We start from the raw sequence: 21,005 nt of genomic DNA, 5'->3' as shown, positions 1-21,005 counted from the left end.
TCGTGGGTGATCCTGTCAGTCTGAGGCCGCATCGTCCGATCGGGGAGGCAAATTGGGCTCGCACCCTTCCGTTTTTTTCGCGTCGGATGCAAGATCGTCGATCAGCTTCAGGTGGGCCATTAGCCTCTCAGCATCTGCTTTCGGATCGATGCCTTTCAAGCCATTTTTTGGCTTTTTCCTGTCACCCATAGTGATGGCGCCCCACGTGCTCGGGCAGCACGTAACAAGCATTTTCACGTTCAAACAAGCGAAAATGCGCCAAACTGCCGCATGCAAAGTGAGGTCAATCGCAATTGTTCTCCTTTCGGGCTGTACATTTCTCAATGTTGATGATTGTGTCTGTCTGGTAGTGCAACCAGAGACACCGGGATCAACCCGCCTATGAGTTTGATACAGAAGTTGCGGCGCAGGCTGTTCCGGCCTCGCGAGGTAATCGAAGGCTACCAAAGCGAGGAGTTAGTAGAGACCATCTATCGTAAAACCGTTGCTTTTCGGCCGGAGGGCGATTGGCCGCTCGTCGCGAATTTGACGGCAGTGCTCGATTTTGGGGGTGGGGCAGGCATCCACTACAAGCTCGCGCGGCAGAAGTCGTCTGGCATTCGTTGGGCCGTTGTAGAGACGCCAGCGATGGTTCATCGGGCCAGTGAATTAGCGACAGACCAATTAATGTTCTTCGACGACATCGAAAAGGCTGCGGACTGGCTTGGGAGCATCGACCTGATGCATTCGAATGGCGCGATCCAGTACGTCGATGATCCGATTGGCACTGTGAAAGCTTTGTGTGCCGTTGGGCCAGCTAAGATGGTTTGGTGTCGCGTGCCGATTAGCGAGGGATCAGCCAGAGAGGAGATCCAAACCTCGTTTCTCAGCAACAACGGTCCGGGGCAGTTGGCATCGGGAAGTGACAAACTGGTAAGGTACGTTCGTCATTGGATCCCGGAGAAGTCGTTTGTCTCGGCCCATGAAGGGTATCGCTTGACCGAGCACGGCCCGGATCCCCGGGAGCATGGTAGTCAGCAGTTCAGTTTTACCCGACACTGAGATTGGGCCACGTCCCGAGCGAAGCGTCGGTGGGCTTGACGATGCCGCCGGCGCCAGAGTCTGCTCCGCCGCATGGGGCTATCAGCACGACCTCGACGAGCTCGCGGGCATGGAACGCATCTGGCTGGGCGGGTAGCGCAGGTGATATCATTTCGATAATCCCCAATTATCGAAAGTCAGAGGATATCCACTCCTCCATACCAGAAGCGACAAGATCCCGTAGGGGCGTCATTTTTTTGACGTGGCGATGAAAGACGGGGCAAGGACCTACGGTGATAAGCTACGATATGCTGAGCTGGGCCAGTAGCGGCCGCGCGCCGCTACCTGTTGGGGGTGATTATGCCTTGTTCTTTGATTTGGAGTTGAGGAGCGGCAAAGCCGGCAGATCGATCGGCTCGTCTGGCGATCGATCAAGCTGGTCCGCCTTCCTTCCGCTGACTAGGACACCAATAGAGCCAGCGCCCACCAGCAGGGCCCCTGCAATCATCAGCCAGTGCGGTAGTTCCAACGATGCCATTTGTGAGTACGCGGCTCGAGCAAAAATCAAAACGCGCCCGCATCAAACTGGTCGGCTGTGCCCAGTTTCTGGGATGGATGCAGGTTGAGCGAGGTTATCGACAGTCGACCTTTCCTCGCTGAGGCGCTGCTCCAAAAATCGACGTTCAAGGTCTGAGAGATTGGTTTTGAGCAGTTGTCGATATCGGCTGATGTTGCTGTCATGGGCGCGCAGACGGGCGACTTCCTCGTCGGTCATGGTGCCTCCGCATGGACAAAAGAAATCTATAGAAAACGGAAAAGGTAATAATGATAGCATTCAATGCGTCTTATGAGGGCAAGCTTCGTGCCTAGCCGTTTGATTGTCAATAAGGCCGCCGGTTCACGCTGGCCCCCGGGCCTATTGCATCAGCCCGGCGGGCTTTTCTTTTGGCTTTTGCGAGCGCCTGGGGCCTGCTTTCAGGCCGCTGTTCTTGTGCTCTGGTTGGTTGCTTCGGGCAGAGAAACCTCGCGGACCACCGCTGTTCGAACCTTCGTTGGACGTCCAGAGGGACGGCGGACATCGGAAAACCTCCTCGCCCTCCGGGGTTCGTGACCTTAACGCGGAGGGTGCTCCAAAGGTCCTTAGCCGTGCGCCGGCGCCCACTGCAACCGGAAACGTCTGGCGGTTGGCATGCTGGAAGGATGAAGCCGGGCCCCGCCGGTTCACTCTGGCGGGCCTTGTTTCGCTACGCCTCAAGGCACGGGATGGCGAAATTTTCGCAGATCGAGGCAAAGCTTTTTTTCGCTTCAGCATCCTCGAAACAAAAGCGCGTCCCCTTGTCAGCTTGCTCGATCCACCAGTCGATCTTGCTTCTCCGAGCTATATGGGACGCCTCAGCACGTAGCAGATCCAGTTGTCTGCCGTAGGCCCGTACAATCAAACAATTGGTTTTGACCATGGAAACACCTCAGAGGAAAATCTTGTGTCGTCCCTGACTTGGCTCCCGTCTACAAGCGACGGTAGGGAGAGACGGCCCCGGCTTCAGGGGGGCCTTGGGGGTAGGCCGGGACCGCTCCGCCAGCTCGGCGGCGAGCCAGCCAGATACAAAGCCGCCCCTGGGCTCCCGGTTCCTCGCTCCTGCGACTGTCGGCGATGGCCTGTTCCGACCTCTAGCGTTTTGGAAAAACGTCTTAATTCACTAACAGAACAATTCCGGGTCGGCTTCGTTCTGGCCGTATGAAGCGGTACTATTTTGACATACGAGAGGGTGACGAGATCATTCCCGATGAGGAGGGTCTGGAACTCTCCACCATAGAAAAGGTGCAAGAAGAGGCCGCTCGCTCGCTGGCGGATATGGCTCGGGATGCCGTCCGAAAGCGGGGGGATGGAGTGCCCCATGAGATGGCCATAGAGGTCCGTGACGACAGCGGCCCGGTGCTGCAAGTCAAGTTCACATTCGAGATCGATAGGCGGAGGCATTGAGCCACCTCAGCCACTCCGGCGCGCTGGGGCTCCTCCTTTTTTGGCAGAGCGCGATGTATTCGCTGGCGTCCAACAGCGTCACCAGCTTGGCCGTCGACCTCAATCGGATCCACGAAACCCCCAGCCTCGTTGCGTCATGCCCTGTTTCTCTCCCGGCCACCATGAAAAAGGGCCGCAGCACCTTTCGACCCTGCGGCCTCGCCGGTAGTGGCCTGACTTCTTATGTTCACTTCGGAACCGACTGACGCCCTTCGGTATATTAGGAATCGGAAATTCGAACCCCACGGTTAGGACCCGAGGTAGCGTCGTGCAGCATCGTCGTCGAGTCAAACAAACCTTGTCTCTTGAAGAGCGCCTTGCCCAAGAAGCCCAACGATTAAGAGAGCAAGCCAAAAGGCTGCCTCCCGGCTCCGAGCGCGAAATCCTCCTTCGCAAAGCCCGTCAGGCCGAGACGGGCTCTCACTTGAGCGAATGGTTGAGATCGCCCGGGCTACAGCGACCGGAATAGCCGCCCGTAAATTTCCCAACCCGATGGACAAGAGGGTAAGCGCTCAGCCGGCGGCCCTTGTCGGTTCACGCTGGCGGGCCCCCGGTGCTATAGGTGAGCTGCGATCGCAAGCCCGATCGCATTCGATGCTCAACTGCCCGTTGGCTCGCAAAGCTGACGGGCTTTCTTTTGGCCCCCTGGAAATCGCGAGCGGCCCGCCACGAGAGGGTGGCCTAGTTTGAATTTGGGATTTGCCTGATTTGCGGAACATTTCGCAGCGCGAAACGAATTGGATGGGCTTCAGAACGCAACAAGCGCCTAGTTCACGCATCACCGCGCTGCCTTTTGGCTCTAAGCTTCCATCGCAGCTCGCCACTCTGGCGCATCGTGCTCCTTCTTCGGCAGCGCAGCGATGTACTCGCCAGCATCGCGCAGCGTCACCAGCTTTGTGCCGGCCACCTCAATCGGACCTTCGAACGGCCGCCCCGAGCCCGCGTTCATCAGGTGCGCTTCACACTGTCCGCGATTGCGCGTTCAACTTCTGAGGCGAGAACCGCCAAGTGATCGGCCAGCCTTCGTGAAAAGCTCTCGTTTCTTCGGGTCAGTCGCCAAGTCGCGGATGAGGGCGCACTCGGCCGCATCCGAGCGGAGCTTTTCCAACTGAGCCTGCATGTCTTTCATTGCGGCTACTCGCCGAATTTTCCTAGGCTCACGACGCCTGACCTTCCCCAAAGTCCAAGCACCCTCAAAAAGCCTCCCATGGCCGGGCCGTCTTCGCCTCGGCTATCGATATCCCATGCCACCGATAGGTCCTTTGGCGTTCCAGTTGAAGTCCGGACGGATATCCGCGCCGCGCCTGCCGCAGGCCGAGCAGACGAACCTAGGCTCAATATCCGACAGCCGTAGCTCATCAGTCCAGCAGTCGGCACTGAGGGCAACGGAGTGGCTGCACCGATAGTCGGCGCAGTAGATCAGTACGCCGCGCACGCCGGCGCCGCGCATGTCGCCGAAGGTAAACCGACCTCGCTACGCTCACTCTCGTCCAAACGTTGATGAGCGGACAGGTCACCTGAAGCCAACGTCATACCTACAGCAAGTGAAGCGGCCCGCGCCGCACGCCAGATCATAACGCGCCACGATGTGGGGAGCGCAGCCGTCTCAGGCTTGTGGCGTTTGCGCCATAATATCGCGATTTTTGCAATCAGATTTTGGTTTCGGGGCTCCATCACACACGGAGTACCTGATGAGTTTGCTTGAACTTGACGAAACCGAACGCCTCGCGACGCCGATCGCAACCGAGACGTTGAACGATCTTTGCGAATGGTGGTGCGGCAGCCACGAACCGCAAATGTCACCTCCGCCTTGGCTGGGACATGCATCGGCAGTGGCCAAACGAGCACGGCTTCGCGCTTTGGCGCGAGCCCGCCTTGCTCGCTCAGAACCTGCTCGGTCCGAGTGATCCGCGCCAGGCCGTGACGCCCGTGCAGTTCGAGGCTTACTTGGTCGAGCAATGGGAGGAGTCGTTCGCGCGCGAAAAACACTGGACTGATCAACTGGTCATCGATGTCGCTCGCGAGCGAGAGAGAGCGCGGTTACGAGCCGTGTGGCGACGCTTGGGAGCAAACCGCGGCGACGCTGAACGATCTCGCTGCGAAGGTGGGGGGCGAAACGTGCGGTGGTGAAGGCCGAGGAGGATGCCCGGGCTGAGAGATATCGCAAGCGTTTGGACCGGTATTTTGAATTGGACGACGCTGCACTCTGGCATCCGCGGGGCCCTACACCTGGGGCTGAACAAGCAGTCGAAGTAGATCTGCAAAGGCAGCGCAACTGATCCGCGTCGGTTTTCGAAGGAAAGGCTTGGGGGAGGGGCAACGCCACATTCGCGGGCGGAAAACTACGGTCGGGACCGCGCGAAAATATCCGTTGTAAGGACCGTAGTTATTGCTCCTAAGCGCACGGAAAAGTGGGTGAAATCAACGAGGTTGACAGGACACCCCTTCCGCCAATCTATACGACCGGGGTATTTCAGTCGGGCTTTCCCGGGCAGGTGATCGGTGAATCAGACGTTCAATCCGGCCGGGCTCGACAAGCTGAAGCTCCGCATTCAGGCGTTGCGCGCCAAAACCATCGCCAATGGCTGCACCGAGGACGAGGCGCTGTCTGCCGCCGCCAAGGTTGCCGAACTGCTGGATCGCCACGATTTATCGCTCTCCGACGTCGAGCTGCGCGCGTCGCCGTGCGAACGGAAGGTCTACGAGACCCATCGCAAGAAGCGAATTCCCCTGGACGACTGCATCGGCGCGATCGCTCATTTCTGCGATTGTCGGGTCTGGCGCGAGAAGAACGCGGCCGGCGAGAGCAGCTATGTGTTCTTCGGTCTCGGCGCGGATGTCGAGGTCGCGCATTATCTGGCCGAATTGATCGACGGCGCCGTGCGCGCTGAACTTGGCCGCTTCAAGACCTCGATCGACTACGCCCGGTTCCGGCACCAGGAGCGCCATCTGGCCAATGCCTCCTTCGCGCTCGGGATGGTGGCGTCAGTCGCGGACAGGCTGGTGGCGATCAAGGCCAGTCGCGATCAGGTCAACGCAAGCACCGGCCGCGGGCTGGTCGTCCTCAAAACCTCGGTGGTCGATGCAGAATTCGACAAGCTCGACCTCAAGCTCCGGACCCAGCGCAGCGGCGGCCGGATGGTGTCGATGACGGCCTATGAAGCCGGTGGCGCTGCCGGAGCGTCGCTGGCTATCAATCCCGGCCTTGGCGGGTCGCAGTCAGGGACCACTCGCAAAGAAAGCTGAACGCGTAGGGGAGGGGCGCGGCTTCAGCCGGGGCTAAGAGCATGGCGATATCATGCCGGTTAATCAGCTGCCTTCTGTCGTCGATGCTGCCCGTGCTAATAAAGTGCAGCGCCGCCGTAATTACGACCTCATTATCGAGATCGAGCCGGGTGAAGCACAAATCTGATCGATCTGATCGAGATGCTGTTTGATGAGTGGTACGTCGAGCGCGACAAACGGGCGAAGCGGCTGGCCGAGATCACGGCGCTCAGTCTGGCCAAGGCGGAGGCTCTAAAGCTCGCGAAGAACAAGAAAGCTGACTCTTAACCGGCTGTCGTGGAAACGGGAGTGAAAAACCCATGAGGTACAATCCGGATCCCGAGCGCGGTGAATTAGACCAATGGCTGGCGGTCGTTCGCGACCGCTTAAAGGCCTACGTTGCCTGGCAGATCAAGGAAAAATGCCCGGCGCCTGATGAGGTCGAGATCGACGTAGAATTCCTGCGCAATGGCGAATTCGGTGCCTTCGCTGACATCCAAGGCGGGACAGACATTATAGAAGTAAACCTTGGCACGATCTTCATCCTGAGAGATCATTTCGATGGCTTGATGTCGGACCCTCGAACGTTTCCCACAATTGTGGGCAGGGAAGCCGAGTCGTATCGAGGAGAATACCCCCTAAACGCCACTGCGATTGACGTTGAGGCGGCTCTAGGCGGCAGTGCCAGACCATCCCGACCACGCCACGAAAATCGTGAGATGGTTGCCGATATGCTGTTTTGGGCGGCCCTTTATGTTCTTGTAGCCCACGAGCTTGTTCATTGTCTCTTCGGTCACACACGTTGGCTTCGCGCAACTCACAATATCAGTCGTATTCAGGATAGCCTGGACAAGCCGGCAGCGGACTGCGCAATCTCTTCATTGGACCGACAAACGCTCGAAATGGATGCCGACGCGGTCAGCGCGCACTGGATAATGCTGAACTGGGTCGCTACGGCCGAATATCCCGGTCCAAAGCCGGACTTTTCCGATGAGCCGAAGCGGCGTCTGTACGTCGCAATTCACTTGATGGGGATCGTCGGCCTATTCTTTCTCTTCAAATCCGAGATGAAGGAACTGAGCGACGACGATGTCTTAGCACTTCCGCATCCGCCATTTCTCCATCGGTTCACCACCGTGCTCGCGGTTTTGCAAGAGCAACTTGTGCTGAATTTTGTGCTCGATGAGGGTCGGGCACAGAGCGCCTTTAAGTTCGCTCTCGAAAGCTGGGGACTTACAATTAGGTTCATATCGACAGGAACGATTGAGGCAGAACCGCAAAGCGAAGAAGGATTAAAACGTGCGACGGAGCAGACAATTCGGTTGCAAGAGTTGTTGCTTGAACGATGGAAGACGTTCAGGACCGAACTTGATCCTTTCAAGCTGTCACGGGAGCTGCCGGAGTGATCGCAGCTGCTACCGATCTAGCTTAATTCCGGAGTTTGGTTGCGCCTCTCGTTTGCCCGATTACGGTAACTCAACCGGACAATTGCCCCCATCCGTCCGGGTCCAGCGTGGCGAAGTCGGCGCGCCATCATACTCGGCGCGTCGGCTTTGTTTATCGGCAAACGAATTCCTCATCTTTTGTATCTGATCCAAGCGTCGTCGTCACTGATCCAAGTATGCTCCCCCGTCTTCAACTCCAAGAGCACATGTCGTCCGCACTGCGGGCAATAATTCGGAAGACGCGGGCTCACCCAACATAGGCGATGCCCGCAGCACGGCATGTGCAACAGCCGGAACGGAATGCGCTCATTCACACCAACGCTTACGACGCTCACCATTCACATTTCTCCATGAAGCGCGTAGCGGACGTATTTTTTCTAGGCGCGCGCCGCTTCGGCATGGAATTCCGACTATGGCATCTACATTTTTAGGCTGAAGTTTGACGACGGTGGAGCAACGCTGTGAGCTACGGCTCAAAAAACGTGTTCCAACGCTGGAACACCCGGCGCTCTCCGTCTTGCTTCTGATCGGGGCGCCCATCGTAGTGGCACTTAGGCTTCCCGACGACGACGCTTCGAATTAGGGGCCCCAAGTCGCGATGGCTGTAGCGCCGGAGGTTCCGGCAAAACCAAAGGTGCCATTGGCGGTGCCAACTGTCGGGGTCACGCTTCCTGTGGTGCTGGTATGGGCGCCACCACCGCACGAATTATTTCCCCCGGTGCTGAACGCTTCCGTCACTGCATCCCGCGTTGCGCTGGTCCAAGTCAAAGGAAAGCACGCGGCCGCTTCGTGCTCAATGTTCTTCTGACAAATCCGCAGTATCTCGATCCTGCGAAGATCGATGAGGGATTGTTGCTGAGAGAGGACGATAGCGCTCAGATCTCGACTGCGACCCAGAATTGCATTGAGGGGCAATAAATCCATCGCACTGAACCGGTTGGCCTCCTCAAGACAGCCGCAGCCACGTGCGGTGACTAGCATCAGCCTGCGTCCGAAGTTGCTCTTGTCGCCCTAGCACGTTCATGTGCGGCGGTGGTCCGGCAAAGAATGTCATCGCGACGGCGGAGAGGAGCGGGGCGCTGCGTGGTCTCGCCGGGGGACGTCCCTTCCGCCAAAGAGCGGGCTGAGTTAGCGCGGGTATATAGCTCTGCCGTTGCTTCCGCGGATTACCGAGGGCTCGTCAGCAAAACACCTGCGACACTCTTGACGGATTTTCCGAAGTTGACAGGATGCCACTGTTTTGCCCGACGCGTCAAACAGCTCTGTGGGAAGCGCAGAGTGAAACGCGTAAGGTCTTGATCCGACACGCATGGTCTACTTTGCATGGGGTTGTTTTCGACATTTTAGCGGAGCGGCAGGCTCCGGATCTTGAAAACCGGCGGTGCAGTGCTGCTAAGAGTCTGAATAGCCGTACATTTCGGTTTGACCCCGATGCGTCCGTTCGAGGCGCACGCGGAACTTTTTCCTTACCTCCGCGTTAGCTTGCCATGACTGAAGATCTTTCCTTCCGACGCAAACCCCTGACACCTGAACAGCGCCAGGCGCGGGATGCCACACGCCGGATCGAGGCGGAAAAGGCCATGCGCGACCATGAGGCTGCGCAGAAGGCATTTTATGCCAACCGCGAGCGGCTGAGGGCCGAGCGGCTCGCGCGCGAGCAAGCTGAGGGCAAAGAGGCGGCCTTGGGCAAAGGCTGACCGGTCAAGCCACGCGCTTGTAGTCTCCAACGTACGGACGGCTTAGCTTAGTGCCGGCTGGATGGGCGCGTCGCGGTCAGGGCGATCTTCAGTGCCTGAACGGCGCCGGCGAATGCACCGTGGGGCGGCGACTGCGCTTCGATGGCTTCGGCCGCCAGGCGGCAGTCTTCGGCCACCTTGAGCAGTGCGGTTCGCGCGAGGTCCATGGTGGAGAGTGCGGCCTGCTCCAGGCACACACGCTCAAGCCGTCGAAATTCCCGCAGCTCTCTGTTCATGCGTCGGCTCTCGATATCCCCAGGCGCCATGCGGCCGTGAGTCCGCTTAACAAACAGTAAACATGGCTGCTTAGCCGATCAGGCTGGTGCGGACCTGACGCTGGCTCCGCACCGGCGCACCCGGCGGCTTGACGGCGTGGGCCTTCCGCCGGAAGATTCAAATGATCCTCAACTGACGAGAACCATGGAGACATACGCTCCCGGTCCAGACCCATCAGCGAAAACGCAAACGGAGCTGACCATGACCACGTTCGACAAGCGCGAGCAGGGCTTTGAGGCCAAATTCGCCCACGACGAGGAGCTCATGTTCAAGGCCACGGCCCGGTCGAACAAGCTGCTTGGCCTGTGGGCCGCAAGCCAGCTCGGGCTCAGCGGTGATGCCGCAGCAAGCTATGCGACCACGCTGGTGACGGACAATCTCGAAAGCCAGACCATCGACGATATCCTGCGCAAGGTGTCAGTCGATCTCGCCGACAAGGGCGTGTCGCGCGAGCAGGTCGCCGCGAAGCTCCAGGAGTGCCTGCATCAGGCCGTGCAGCAGCTCGAGGCGAAAGGGTGAGGCGACTGCCTCAGTCGGCGTGTCTGCGCATACCGCTGTCGCTGAGCTTGTCGACGAAGGCAATGCCGATCGCCGAAACCACGAAGGTGATGTGGATCAGCACCTGCCACATCACGCCTGTCTCGGTAAATCCGGCGCGGTCCGAGCCGAGATTGCCGGCCTCGATGAAGGTGCGCAAAAGCGCGATCGAAGAAATGCCGATGATGGCCATGGCGAGCTTGATCTTGAGCACGCTGGCATTGACGTGGCCGAGCCATTCCGGCTCGTCCGGATGACCCTGAAGGTCGAGCCGTGAGACGAAGGTCTCGTAGCCGCCGACGATGACCATGACGAGCAGGTTGGAGATCATCACGACGTCGATGAGTGCAAGCACGCTCATCATGATCTGCTGTTCTGTGAGATCGATCGCGTGCCAGGAGAGGTGCCAGAGCTCCTTGAGGAACAGCACGATGTAGACGCACTGCGCCACGATCAGCCCGAGATAGAGCGGCAATTGCAGCCAGCGCGAGCCGAAGATGATCATCGGCAACAGGCCCAGGCGCGGCAAGGGCGGGCGCGGGACGGTTGTGGCTTCAGGCTCAACTGACATTCAGTGTCCAATTATCGAGGTGACGCTGGTCCCATGTAGCCCGGCAAGATGGCCGGCGGAAGACGCGATCCTGCTCGCCGCGGCCTGGGGATCGCGCCGTCCCATGCTATCGTCCAGCTGGTCGTCCCGGATCGGAGGCGGACAGGTGTCCTGCAATATCCCCAGCAAAGCTTTCGGCGCGATCGCGATCCTTATCGCGATCCTCGGCACCGGTATCGCAGACGTGTCGGCGCTGCCGCTGACGCCGTTTCGCGACCAGGCGCAGGCGCAGCGCCATTGCCCGGGCGACAAGGTGGTGTGGCTGGATTTCAGGAAGGGCGTTTACTACAGCAAGGGACAGAAGCGCTACGGCCAGGGTTTTGATGGCAGCTTCGTCTGCTTGAATGAAGCCCGAGACAGTCTCTATCGCCGCTCGCTGTTGGGTTTGCGCTGAACGGCACGTGGCCTCGGCCCGGAGAAGGTCCGGCTATTTCTGGCTTGGCAGCTTCACCGGCACGTGCGGGGAGGAGCTGATGACCCGGGGACTTCCGTCCGGATCGGTGCGGTCGCCGCGGATCAGCGATTCCAGAACCAGGAAAAATTTCTCGGCTAGCATGTGCGTCACCCTCGTTGGTGATGGCCTCTTGAAATGAGTCGAGGCGCCGAACGCGAAATTCAATCAACTAAACGGGATCACGACAATTCCGTACAAACACGCATGCTGCGTCGCGAAATGGCCGTCGTTGGAAAGTGAGGAAGTGAGGAAGTGTTGTTGGTGCTCGGTGCTCAGCCGAAGGCCAGCGCCACAAGGCTCGAGCAGAGCAGGACCAGACCGCCAGCGGTCAATGCCAGGAAGCCATCGGATACGAGGTCATGGTTGCGCATGGGACACCTGCCGCTCTCGTCTACGATGCTCGATCGGATCGATTAAAATTGTCCGAACGTGCCGTCTTGAAGAGGTGATGCAATGCCGCCCGCGCGAGTGCCTTCAGGCCCTCGAGCGGTAACCTTCAAACGCATGGGCCAGGAAGATCCCCGCGCTTACCAGACCCATCAGTGCCGAAACCGTCTCGATCATCGTTAAATTCCAAATCCGCCCTTGCACCCGAGAAAACGCGGGCGGCCTTGCACAGTCAAAAGAATTCCAGTGAGAACCAAGACAATGGGGGTGGAGTGAGGATTTGGCGCAACAGCTTGTGCAGGAGTGGTACAGACCAGGCCGCTGCGAGGCGCCGACGATCCGTAGATCAACCGGGGAATACGAACCTCCCGTTTACCATCTCGGTGCGAACGCCGCGCGCTCCCCATTTCCGCCGTGTTCGGGTTGCGATATCGTCACCACTTCTGACGCGGTGGTGGGCCGTTTCGGAGCTTAAGGACCGGAAGGCGCTCCCCCGTAGGCAAAGCGGGATGGGTCCGTCTCCGGCGAAATGGTATTTGGGGCGAATGGGGATCCGACGGTCAGATTCGGTGGTGCGGGTCGCGCGTAGCGTTGCGGCGGTCGCCACCTGCCTAGCGCTCGCCAATTGCGCCTCGTCGGGCAAATTTGCCGGCCGCGTCGACCCGAAATACGGCGTGTCCTCAAGCCCCCGGGTCGTGGCCTGGGGTGACCCGGTCCCCAAGGGCGGCGGCACCTACCGCGTCGGCAAGCCTTATGTGGTGGCGGGCCGGACCTACGTGCCGGAGGAAGACGTCAACTACCGCGCCGAGGGCATGGCGTCCTGGTACGGCGACGATTTCCACGGCCGCCAGACCGCGAACGGCGAAGTGTTCGACATGGGTTCGCTCACGGCGGCGCATCCGACCCTGCCGATGCCATGCTATGCGCGGGTGACCAATCTCTTGAACGGCAAGTCGCTGATCGTCCGCGTCAATGACCGCGGGCCCTATCATGGCGACCGGCTCATCGATGTTTCGAACAAAGCTGCTGAACTGCTTGAATTCAAAGGCAATGGCGTCGCCAGGGTCCGCGTCGAATATGTCGGCCGGGCGCCGTTGGAAGGCTCCGACGACCGCCAGCTGATGGCCACCTTGCGCACGGGGGTTCCTGCCCCGTCGCCCTCGATGGTCCGGGTTGCGTCGGCCCGGCCATTCGTGCCAGAGCTACCGTCATCGACCCGCGGCGCCATCCGTGGCGACGTTCCGACGCCGGAGGGGCGGCCCTACAATCTCGGCAATACCTCGGCCGATGTCGCCTCGATCAACGCGACCTCGGAGATGTCCGCCTCGAGCCGCAGCCGTGGCCGGGCGCTCCAGAACGCGCGCGGCGTGTCCTATGACGAGGATGGTCGCTACACCACGGACAACGGCCCGTCCGCGGCCTACGTCTCCGACAGCGGCGCGGCCGAGGCTCGCGGCATCCTGAGCGGGCGCGGCCTGTACTAAGCGCTCTCGTTCAGGAACCGCACCAGTGCGGCGTTGACCTCGTCGGGACGCTCCTGCTGCACCCAATGGCCTGCGCCCTCGATGATCAGCTTTCGCGTGAGATTGGGCAGCACGCGCTCCAGCTCGTTGACGCGCTTGGCGCCGATCAGCCCGGTGATGACGGCGTCCTTCGAGCCAGCGATGAAGAGGGAGGGTTGGTGGATCTGCGCATCCTGCCAGGGCGCGGTCAGCTCCCAATTGCGGTCGATGTTGCGATACCAGTTCAGCCCGCCGCGGAAGCCCGACTTGCGGAAGGCGTCGGTGAAACAGGCGAGATCGGCCTCGCTGAGCCACGCCGGCAGCGGCTCGTCTGTCGTCGCGTGGCCGAGAAATCCTTTGTCCTCCTGCACGAACATTGCGGCGGTTGGATCGGCAAGTCCGCGCCCGCCGAGCACGACGCGCATGGTGCGGGCGACGTCATGCTCCAGCTCGGTCTCGGCGACACCGGGCGCCTGGAAATACTGCCAGTAGAAGTTGGTGACGCCGCCCTGGCGCAGCAGCTCGAGCGGCTTGCCGCGGCCGCGGAACGGCGGTGGCACGCTGAGACCCGCGACCGCCGTGAAGATGTCGGGACGGAACAGCGCCGCATGCCAGGCGACAGGCGCGCCCCAGTCGTGGCCGACCACCATCGCGCTGGTCTCGCCGAGCGCCTGGACGAGGCCGACCACGTCGCCGACCATGTCGAAGATCGAATAGGCGGCCACGTCAGGCGGTGCCGCACTCTGGCCGTAGCCGCGCATGTCGGGGGCGACGACGTGAAATCCGGCGGCCGCGAGCGCCGGGATCTGGTGTCGCCAGGAATACGAAAGTTCCGGCCAGCCATGGCACAGCACCACCAGCGGTCCCTGACCCGCCTCGCGGATGAAGAGGTCGATCCCATTGGCCTTGATCACGCGGGTGGAGGACATCGCTTTTCCGCCTTGTTTCAGGGGTTTGGTCGCGAAACATGAGGTGCCACGATAGGGATGCGACGAGAATCGTGCAATCTCGGGGCAAGCGCCCATCCTCGTGTTGTTCGCACCAGTTCCAACTGTTAGAACGCCGCTCTCAGGGCTTCGCCATGGCATTTCGTCTCATTTCGCTCCGTCGCCCCCGGTTCACGGCCGGAGCACTGGCGCGCGGGCTGATCGCGACGGTTCTGGCGGCGAGCGTCGGCTGGGGCGGGGTGCTCTACGCCGCCAACCAGAGCGTCCAGGGCGCCAAGAAAACCGAAGACGCCGGCTTCGACGGCGATGCCCCCACGGCGATCCTGATCGAGGCCTCCAGCGGCAGCGTGCTGTTCGAGAAGAACGCTGACGAATTGCGTGCGCCCTCCAGCATGATGAAGCTCGTGACCGCGGAAGTCGTGTTCAACGCGATCAAGAAGGGCGACATCAAGCTGACCGACGAATACCGGATCAGCGAGAACGCCTGGCGCAAGGGCGGGGCGCCGTCCGGCGGCTCGACTATGTTCGCGGCTATCAACAGCAAGGTCTCGGTCGACGACCTCCTGCATGGCGCCATCATCCAGAGTGGCAACGACTCCTGCATCGCGCTTGCCGAAGGCATTGCCGGCAGCGAGCGGATTTTTGCATCCGATTTCATGACCAAGCGCGCCCGCGAACTCGGCATGACCAAATCGACCTTCGGCAACTCCAACGGCTTGCCCGACCCCGGCAACAAGATGACAGTGCGCGAGCTCGGCATCCTCGCCCGTCACATCATCCTGGACTTCCCCGAATTCTACAAACTGTTCGGCGAGAAGGAGTTCACCTGGAACAAGATCCGCCAGCCCAACCGCAATCCGCTGCTCAATTCGATGGAAGGCGCCGATGGTCTCAAGACCGGCTACACCAAGGAAGGCGGCTACGGCATGGTCGGATCGGCGGTCCAGAACGGCACGCGGCTGATCGTCGTGGTCAACGGGCTGGAAGACCCTGAAGACCGTGCCACCGAAGCCAAGAAGATGCTGGAATGGGGCTTTCGCAATTTCGAGACCCGGACGCTGATCGCCGCCGACCAGCAGGTCGGCTACGCCAAGGTGTTTGGCGGCGAGAGCCGCTCGGTGAAGCTCGTCGCGAAAGAGCCCGTGAAGGTGATGGTGCACAAAAGCGGCGGCGACAAGCTGATCGCGCGCATCGTCTATAGCGGGCCGGTGCGCGCGCCTGTCGAGGTCGGTCAGAAGGTCGGCGTGGTTCGGGTCTGGCGCAGTGGCAATATCGCAGTGGAGACGCCGGTCTATGCGGCTGAAGCGATCGGCACCGGCTCGACGATGCGGCGCGCGATCGACGGTGCCAGCGAGCTCGTGATCGGCATGTTCCGCGCAGGCGCCGAGAAGCTCTGATCATGACCGAGATCGCGGAACAGCGCCCGTCCGGACGCGGACGCTTCATCACCTTTGAAGGCGGCGAGGGGACAGGCAAGTCGACCCAGATCAAGAAGCTCGCCGACCGTCTCAAATCGGCGAAGCTTCGCACCATCGTGACGCGTGAGCCTGGCGGCTCGCCGGGCGCCGAGATCATGCGCCATCTTGTGCTCTCCGGAATAGGCAAGCTGCTCGGGCCCGAGGCCGAGACGCTGTTGTTCGCCGCCGCGCGCGACGACCATGTCCGCACCGTGATCGCGCCCGCGCTCAATCAGGGCACATGGGTCCTGTGCGACCGTTTCGCCGACTCGACGCGCGCCTATCAGGGCAGCCTCGGCAACGTGCCGGCAGGCCTGATCAACGCGATGCAGCGGGTCACGATCGGCGACCTCAAGCCCGACCTCACCATCATCCTCGACCTGCCGGTCGAGATCGGCTTGCAGCGCGCCGCCGCACGGCGCGGCAGCGGCACGCCTGACAGGTTCGAGGGGGAGAAGCTCAGCTTCCACCAGGGTCTGCGCGAGGCCTATCGCAAGATCGCCGCGGACGAGCCTGCGCGCTGCGTGCTGATCGACGCCAATTCCGACCCCGATACGGTCGCCGGGCGCGTCTGGAGCGCGCTGCGCGACCGTCTGCTTCCCACGCCGGCATCAGTGATTTCAGCATGAGCCCGCGTCAGGCCGAGCACGAAAACGCCATTCCGCATCCGCGCGAGACGAGCCTTCTGTTTGGCCATCGCGAGGCCGAGACGGCGTTGCTCGCTGCCTATCGCAGCGGGCGCATCCCGCATGCCTGGCTGATCGGCGGGCCGCAGGGGATCGGCAAGGCGACACTGGCCTATCGTATGGCGCGCTTCGTGCTCGGCCACGGCCAGCCACTGGCGCCTTCCGTGCAGCGCGCTGAGAACCTCGCGATTGATCCCGACGACGCCGTGGCGCGGCAGGTTGCCGCCGGCTCGCACGGCGGACTGTTGACGCTGGAGCGCACCGCCAACGACCGTGGTGTGATGCGGACCGTGATCACCGTCGACGAGACGCGCGAAACAATCTCGTTCTTCGGCTCGACCGCGGCCGCAGAAGGCTGGCGCGTCTGCATCGTTGATACCGTCGACGAGCTCAATCCGAATGCGGCGAACGCACTTCTCAAGATTCTCGAGGAACCGCCGCAGCAATCATTGTTCCTGTTGGTGAGCCATGCGCCGGCGCGCGTGCTCGCCACGATCCAGTCGCGTTGCCGCAAGCTGCGCCTGCGCACACTCTCAACGGATGACGTGATAGCCGCAGCCGCCGCAACCGCGGGCCTCGATCCGAACGACCCCGCGCTGCGCGAGACGGCGGAGGCCTCCGAGGGCAGCGTCGCGCGGGCGTTGACACTGCTCGGCGGCGATGCCCTGAAACTTCAGCAGCGCACGGCGACGCTGCTTGCGCGCCTGCCGCAAGTCGATCCGCGCGAACTGCACACGCTCGGCGAATCGCTCGGCACCAGCGACCGCGTCGCGCTCGCAGCCTTCATCGATGGCATCGACCGCTGGATCGCAGAACGCCTGCATGCGGACGAAGCCAATGCCAACCAGAACCTGCCGCGCCTTGCGCGCCTTGCGGAGGTATGGGAAAAGATCGTCCGCGCCGCGCGCGACACCGAAACCTACAATCTGGAGCGAAAGCCCTTGGTTTTCTCGGTGTTCGGCTGGCTGGCGGACGCAACGCGCTAGGCGCAGGTTCGTTTCCAAATTTTGAGAAGCCGGTAAAGGAATTCGTGGTGGCATCGCGCGCTAAGAAAACCGTCAAACGCAAGAGCGGCAAGAAGGCTGCGAAGAAGCCAGCGAAGAAGGCTGTGAAAGCTCGCGCGTCCAAGGTCGCCAAGAAGGCCAAGAAAAAAACCAAGAAAGCTGCCTCCAAGACGCGTGTGACGAAGACGGCAAAGAGAGCCAGCAAGAAGGTTGCGAAAAAGCAAGTCGTCGCCAAGAAGGCCACAAAGAAAAAGGCCGTTGCCAAGAGGCCAGCCAAGGCACCTTCGAAGAACCCGGCACCGGCGAAGAAGGTCGCCCAAAAGGCGAGGGCCGTTGCACCGTCCCCGGCGCCGGCTCCCGTCGTTGCGCCGCCGAAAGCTGTAAAACCGAAGGCGCCGCGCGCGCCGAGGAATGCTGCCCCGAAGGCCACATCGCCCGTTGCCGCGCCGGCGCGCGACAACGTCTTCTACATCACGACCGCGATCGCGTATCCCAACGGCAGCCCGCATATCGGCCACGCCTATGAGGCGATCGCGACCGACACGCTGGCGCGCTTTGCGCGGCTCGACGGCAAGGACGTATTCTTCCTGACCGGCACCGACGAACACGGCCTGAAGATGATCCAGACCGCGCAGAACGAGGGCCTGACCCCGGCCGCGCTCGCCGCCCGCAATGCCGGCCGATTCAAGGAGATGGACGAGCGTCTAAACGTGTCGTTCGACCGCTTCATCCGCACCACCGAGGAACAGCACCATCGCTCGAGCCAGGAGATTTGGCGGCGCATGGCCGCCAATGGCGACATCTATGCCGATACCTACGCCGGTTGGTACTCGGTGCGTGATGAAGCCTATTACGCCGAGGACGAGACCCGTCTGAATGACGACAGCGTCCGACTTGGTCCGCAGGGCACGCCGGTCGAGTGGGTCGAGGAGAAGAGTTACTTCTTCCGCCTGTCTGACTATCAGGACAAGCTGCTGAAGCTCTATGAGGAGCATCCTGATTTCATCGGCCCGGACTCGCGCCGCAATGAGGTGGTGAGATTCGTCGAGGGCGGCTTGCGCGATCTCTCGATCTCGCGCACCACGTTCGACTGGGGCGTGAAAGTGCCCGGCGACGAAGAGCACGTGATGTATGTCTGGGTCGATGCGCTGACCAACTACATCACGGGTGTCGGCTTCCCCGACGAAGGCGACAAGAACTGGCGCTACTGGCCGGCGGACGTTCACATCATCGGCAAGGACATCATCCGCTTCCACGCGGTCTATTGGCCGGCGTTCCTGATGTCGGCCGGCATTCCCGTGCAGAAGCGGGTCTATGCCCACGGCTTCCTGTTCAACAGGGGCGAGAAGATGTCGAAGTCGGTCGGCAACGTCGTCGACCCCTTCAATCTCGCCGACCAGTATGGCGTCGACCAGATGCGCTATTTCTTCCTGCGCGAGGTGCCGTTCGGCCAGGACGGCAACTACAACCACGAAGCCATCGTCGCGCGTATCAATGCCGATCTTGCCAACGATCTCGGCAACCTGGCGCAGCGCTCGCTGTCGATGATCGCCAAGCAACTCGGCGGCGTGCTGCCCGAGCCGGGTGAGTTCAGCGATAACGACAAGGCGATTCTGGCGCAGGCCGACGGCATGATCGCGGCCAGCCGCGAGGCGATGGCGACGCAGCAGATCCATCACTGGCTCAACGCCGTGTGGGCCGTGGTCGCGGAAGCCAACCGCTACTTTGCAGGCGAGGCGCCCTGGGCGCTGGCCAAGACCGATCCCGCGCGGCAGAAGACGGTGCTCTATGTCACCGCCGAGGTCGTGCGCGAGATCGCGATCCTGGCTCAGCCGGCGATGCCGAGCGCCTCGGGATTGCTGCTCGACAGCCTTGGCGTCCCGGAAGGAGAGCGCAATTTCGCGACGCTCGGCGGCGCCAAGCGCATCGCGCCGGGAACGACGCTGCCGGCGCCGACACCGGCGTTCCCGCGCTACATCGAACCGGCGGCCTGAGGCGCTCGCGCGATGCTGATCGACAGCCATTGCCATCTGGATTTTCCGGACTTTGCGGAAGATCTCGACGGGATCGTGTCGCGGGCGCGGGCGGCCGGCATTGGCCGCATGGTCACGATCTCGACGCGGGTGCGCCGGCTGAACGATCTCATCGCCATCGCCGAACAGTACGATGACGTCTATTGCTCGGTCGGCACCCATCCGCACAACGCGGATGAGGAGGACGGCATCTCGCCGGACGAGCTGATCGCGCTGACGCAGCATCCCAAGGTCGTCGCACTCGGGGAGGCCGGGCTCGACTATTTCTACGACAACGGCTCGCCCGAGGCGCAGGCGAGGGGCTTTCGCGCCCACATTGCCGCAGCCCGCGCGACGGGCCTGCCGCTCGTGATCCACACCCGCGAGGCCGACGAGGACTGTGGCCGCATCCTGGAAGAGGAGGCGCGACGTGGATCGTTTGGCGCCGTGCTGCATTGTTACACGGGCGGGCGCGAACTGGCGCTGAAGGCGGTGTCGCTCGGGCTCTATATCGGCTTCACGGGCATCCTCACCTTCAAGAAATCCGAGGCCCTGCGGGCGCTTGCAGCCGAGCTGCCGTCCGATCGTATTTTGGTTGAAACAGATTCTCCGTATCTTGCGCCCGGCAAGTTCCGGGGCAAACGCAACGAGCCGGCCTATGTGGTCGAGGTCGCAAAAGTGCTTGCTGAGGCGCGCGGCGTGTCGCTCGAGGAGATCTCGCGCCAGACCACTGAAAACTTCTTCCGCCTGTTCTCCAAGGTGAAAGCCTGAATTTGGGAGCCGCATGACACTGACGCTGACGATCCTGGGCTGCGGCTCCTCCGCCGGCGTCCCGCGCCCCGCACTGGGATGGGGCGCCTGCGATCCCGCCAATCCCAAGAACCGCCGCCGCCGCTGCTCGCTGCTGGTCGAGCAAACCGCTGAGCACGGTACCACGCGGATCGTCATCGACACCTCGCCCGATCTGCGCGAGCAGCTCATCGACGCCGAGGTCGATCACATTGACGCGGTATTTCTCACCCATGAGCATGCCGACCAGACCCACGGCATGGACGATCTGCGCTCGGTCGTGATCCATATGCGCAAGCGTATTCCGACCTATTTCAACCAGTCGACCGCCAAGGACATCATGGCGCGGTTCTCCTATTGCTTCATCTCGCCGGAGGGCAGCGACTATCCGCCGATCCTGACCCGCCATTCGATCGAGGCGGGCGAGAGCCGGACCATCTTGGGGAAGGGCGGTGCGGTGACGCTGACCGCCTTCCTGGTACAGCACGGCCAGATCCCCGCACTCGGCTATCGCATCGGCAACGCCGCCTACACGCCCGACCTCAACGACATCCCGCGCGAGAGCTGGGGCGCGCTGGAGAATCTCGATCTGTGGGTCGTCGACGGCCTGCGCTACACCGGCCATCCCAGCCATTTCAGCATCAACGACGCGCTGTCCTGGATCGAGCGCTTCAAGCCGAAGCGCGCCGTCATCACCAACATGACGGCGGACGTCGACTACGAAGTGATCCGGCAATCGCTGCCATCAGGCGTGGTGCCGGCCTACGACGGCCTGCGGCTGGAGACGCACTGAGCGTATCCAGCGGAAACTTTGCTGTAGACCGGCATGCTCCTTGCTTTCGCGAGCCCCGTCGTGTTG

General features: G+C 61.5%; 25 protein-coding genes and 1 pseudogene. 16 read left to right on the top strand and 10 right to left on the bottom strand.

Features of this window, described 5'->3' with window-relative positions:
* Positions 1-15: 15 nt before the first annotated feature.
* On the bottom strand, positions 16-189 hold the full coding sequence (locus tag ABIB73_RS01195; protein ID WP_354220622.1) for a hypothetical protein: 174 nt from the start codon (positions 187-189) through the stop codon (positions 16-18).
* Positions 190-381: 192 nt separating this feature from the next.
* Between ABIB73_RS01195 and ABIB73_RS01190 the strand changes: the two genes are divergently transcribed.
* Positions 382-1,041: a methyltransferase domain-containing protein gene (locus tag ABIB73_RS01190; protein ID WP_354220620.1), complete on the top strand. Its 660-nt coding sequence runs from the start codon at positions 382-384 to the stop codon at positions 1,039-1,041.
* Positions 1,042-1,600: 559 nt separating this feature from the next.
* On the opposite strand, the gene ABIB73_RS01185 is transcribed toward ABIB73_RS01190, so the two are convergent.
* Positions 1,601-1,795: a hypothetical protein gene (locus tag ABIB73_RS01185; RefSeq protein ID WP_354220618.1), complete on the bottom strand. Its 195-nt coding sequence runs from the start codon at positions 1,793-1,795 to the stop codon at positions 1,601-1,603.
* Positions 1,796-2,264: 469 nt separating this feature from the next.
* On the bottom strand, positions 2,265-2,477 hold the full coding sequence (locus ABIB73_RS01180) for a hypothetical protein (protein ID WP_354220616.1): 213 nt from the start codon (positions 2,475-2,477) through the stop codon (positions 2,265-2,267).
* Positions 2,478-2,755: 278 nt separating this feature from the next.
* Between ABIB73_RS01180 and ABIB73_RS37545 the strand changes: the two genes are divergently transcribed.
* Positions 2,756-3,001 (top strand): DUF6894 family protein, encoded by a 246-nt coding sequence (locus tag ABIB73_RS37545; RefSeq protein ID WP_502918381.1) that lies wholly within the window; start codon positions 2,756-2,758, stop codon positions 2,999-3,001.
* 307 nt (positions 3,002-3,308) lie between these two features.
* Positions 3,309-3,509, top strand: coding sequence for a hypothetical protein (locus ABIB73_RS01175; protein ID WP_354220614.1), 201 nt, complete (start codon positions 3,309-3,311; stop codon positions 3,507-3,509).
* Positions 3,510-3,839: 330 nt separating this feature from the next.
* On the opposite strand, the gene ABIB73_RS01170 is transcribed toward ABIB73_RS01175, so the two are convergent.
* Complete coding sequence (locus tag ABIB73_RS01170) at positions 3,840-3,989, bottom strand: hypothetical protein (RefSeq protein WP_354220612.1); 150 nt, start codon at positions 3,987-3,989, stop codon at positions 3,840-3,842.
* Positions 3,989-4,169: pseudogene (locus tag ABIB73_RS01165) on the bottom strand (hypothetical protein). The gene ABIB73_RS01170 and the pseudogene ABIB73_RS01165 overlap by 1 nt, the downstream one beginning before the upstream one ends.
* A gap of 1,373 nt (positions 4,170-5,542) precedes the next feature.
* Here ABIB73_RS01165 and ABIB73_RS01160 point away from each other — a divergent pair.
* From ABIB73_RS01160 to ABIB73_RS01150, 3 genes are all read left to right on the top strand, one after another.
* A complete protein-coding gene (locus ABIB73_RS01160) occupies positions 5,543-6,286 on the top strand; it encodes a DUF7168 domain-containing protein (protein WP_354220610.1) in 744 nt (247 codons plus the stop codon).
* A gap of 180 nt (positions 6,287-6,466) precedes the next feature.
* The gene (locus ABIB73_RS01155) at positions 6,467-6,592 is read left to right on the top strand and encodes a hypothetical protein (RefSeq protein WP_354220608.1); all 126 of its coding nucleotides are present in this window, start codon (positions 6,467-6,469) and stop codon (positions 6,590-6,592) included.
* A 32-nt stretch (positions 6,593-6,624) separates the two neighbouring features.
* Complete coding sequence (locus ABIB73_RS01150) at positions 6,625-7,710, top strand: hypothetical protein (RefSeq protein ID WP_354220606.1); 1,086 nt, start codon at positions 6,625-6,627, stop codon at positions 7,708-7,710.
* 618 nt (positions 7,711-8,328) lie between these two features.
* Here ABIB73_RS01150 and ABIB73_RS01145 read toward each other — a convergent pair.
* Entirely contained in the window at positions 8,329-8,730 is a 402-nt protein-coding gene (locus tag ABIB73_RS01145) for a hypothetical protein (protein WP_354220604.1), read from the bottom strand.
* A gap of 506 nt (positions 8,731-9,236) precedes the next feature.
* Between ABIB73_RS01145 and ABIB73_RS01140 the strand changes: the two genes are divergently transcribed.
* Positions 9,237-9,446, top strand: a complete 210-nt coding sequence (locus ABIB73_RS01140) for a hypothetical protein (protein WP_354220602.1) — start codon at positions 9,237-9,239, stop codon at positions 9,444-9,446.
* A 47-nt stretch (positions 9,447-9,493) separates the two neighbouring features.
* Here the strand turns inward: ABIB73_RS01140 and ABIB73_RS01135 are convergent, their stop codons facing one another.
* Positions 9,494-9,721: a hypothetical protein gene (locus tag ABIB73_RS01135; protein ID WP_354220600.1), complete on the bottom strand. Its 228-nt coding sequence runs from the start codon at positions 9,719-9,721 to the stop codon at positions 9,494-9,496.
* A 241-nt stretch (positions 9,722-9,962) separates the two neighbouring features.
* On the opposite strand from ABIB73_RS01135, the gene ABIB73_RS01130 reads away from it, so the two are divergent.
* Complete coding sequence (locus ABIB73_RS01130) at positions 9,963-10,280, top strand: DUF1476 domain-containing protein (protein WP_354220599.1); 318 nt, start codon at positions 9,963-9,965, stop codon at positions 10,278-10,280.
* Between the two features lie 10 nt (positions 10,281-10,290).
* Here the strand turns inward: ABIB73_RS01130 and ABIB73_RS01125 are convergent, their stop codons facing one another.
* On the bottom strand, positions 10,291-10,869 hold the full coding sequence (locus ABIB73_RS01125) for a TIGR00645 family protein (protein WP_354220597.1): 579 nt from the start codon (positions 10,867-10,869) through the stop codon (positions 10,291-10,293).
* A 157-nt stretch (positions 10,870-11,026) separates the two neighbouring features.
* On the opposite strand from ABIB73_RS01125, the gene ABIB73_RS01120 reads away from it, so the two are divergent.
* Entirely contained in the window at positions 11,027-11,302 is a 276-nt protein-coding gene (locus tag ABIB73_RS01120) for a hypothetical protein (RefSeq protein WP_502918396.1), read from the top strand.
* A gap of 33 nt (positions 11,303-11,335) precedes the next feature.
* On the opposite strand, the gene ABIB73_RS01115 is transcribed toward ABIB73_RS01120, so the two are convergent.
* On the bottom strand, positions 11,336-11,464 hold the full coding sequence (locus ABIB73_RS01115) for a hypothetical protein (RefSeq protein ID WP_354220593.1): 129 nt from the start codon (positions 11,462-11,464) through the stop codon (positions 11,336-11,338).
* Between the two features lie 830 nt (positions 11,465-12,294).
* Here ABIB73_RS01115 and ABIB73_RS01110 point away from each other — a divergent pair.
* Positions 12,295-13,233: a septal ring lytic transglycosylase RlpA family protein gene (locus tag ABIB73_RS01110; protein WP_354220591.1), complete on the top strand. Its 939-nt coding sequence runs from the start codon at positions 12,295-12,297 to the stop codon at positions 13,231-13,233.
* Here ABIB73_RS01110 and ABIB73_RS01105 read toward each other — a convergent pair.
* Positions 13,230-14,180 (bottom strand): alpha/beta fold hydrolase, encoded by a 951-nt coding sequence (locus ABIB73_RS01105; RefSeq protein WP_354220590.1) that lies wholly within the window; start codon positions 14,178-14,180, stop codon positions 13,230-13,232. The genes ABIB73_RS01110 and ABIB73_RS01105 overlap by 4 nt on opposite strands.
* A gap of 152 nt (positions 14,181-14,332) precedes the next feature.
* Between ABIB73_RS01105 and ABIB73_RS01100 the strand changes: the two genes are divergently transcribed.
* Genes ABIB73_RS01100 through ABIB73_RS01075 form a run of 6 tightly spaced genes read left to right on the top strand, consistent with a single transcriptional unit; the run spans position 14,333 to position 20,939 of the window.
* Positions 14,333-15,595 (top strand): D-alanyl-D-alanine carboxypeptidase family protein, encoded by a 1,263-nt coding sequence (locus ABIB73_RS01100; protein WP_354220588.1) that lies wholly within the window; start codon positions 14,333-14,335, stop codon positions 15,593-15,595.
* A gap of 2 nt (positions 15,596-15,597) precedes the next feature.
* Complete coding sequence (tmk, locus tag ABIB73_RS01095) at positions 15,598-16,284, top strand: dTMP kinase (RefSeq protein WP_354220586.1); 687 nt, start codon at positions 15,598-15,600, stop codon at positions 16,282-16,284.
* Positions 16,281-17,327, top strand: coding sequence for a DNA polymerase III subunit delta' (locus ABIB73_RS01090; RefSeq protein WP_354220584.1), 1,047 nt, complete (start codon positions 16,281-16,283; stop codon positions 17,325-17,327). Before tmk ends, ABIB73_RS01090 begins: the two co-directional genes overlap by 4 nt.
* Before the next feature lie 47 nt (positions 17,328-17,374).
* Positions 17,375-19,339: a methionine--tRNA ligase gene (gene metG, locus ABIB73_RS01085; RefSeq protein WP_354220582.1), complete on the top strand. Its 1,965-nt coding sequence runs from the start codon at positions 17,375-17,377 to the stop codon at positions 19,337-19,339.
* Positions 19,340-19,351: 12 nt separating this feature from the next.
* On the top strand, positions 19,352-20,128 hold the full coding sequence (locus ABIB73_RS01080; protein WP_354220580.1) for a TatD family hydrolase: 777 nt from the start codon (positions 19,352-19,354) through the stop codon (positions 20,126-20,128).
* A 13-nt stretch (positions 20,129-20,141) separates the two neighbouring features.
* A complete protein-coding gene (locus tag ABIB73_RS01075; protein WP_354220578.1) occupies positions 20,142-20,939 on the top strand; it encodes an MBL fold metallo-hydrolase in 798 nt (265 codons plus the stop codon).
* Positions 20,940-21,005 lie beyond the last annotated feature (66 nt).

Source organism: Bradyrhizobium sp. F1.4.3 (assembly GCF_040548375.1).
Classification (GTDB): Bacteria; Pseudomonadota; Alphaproteobacteria; order Rhizobiales; family Xanthobacteraceae; genus Bradyrhizobium.
Note: the sequence above shows the minus strand (reverse complement) of the source record. Positions and strands in the feature narration are given on the sequence as shown.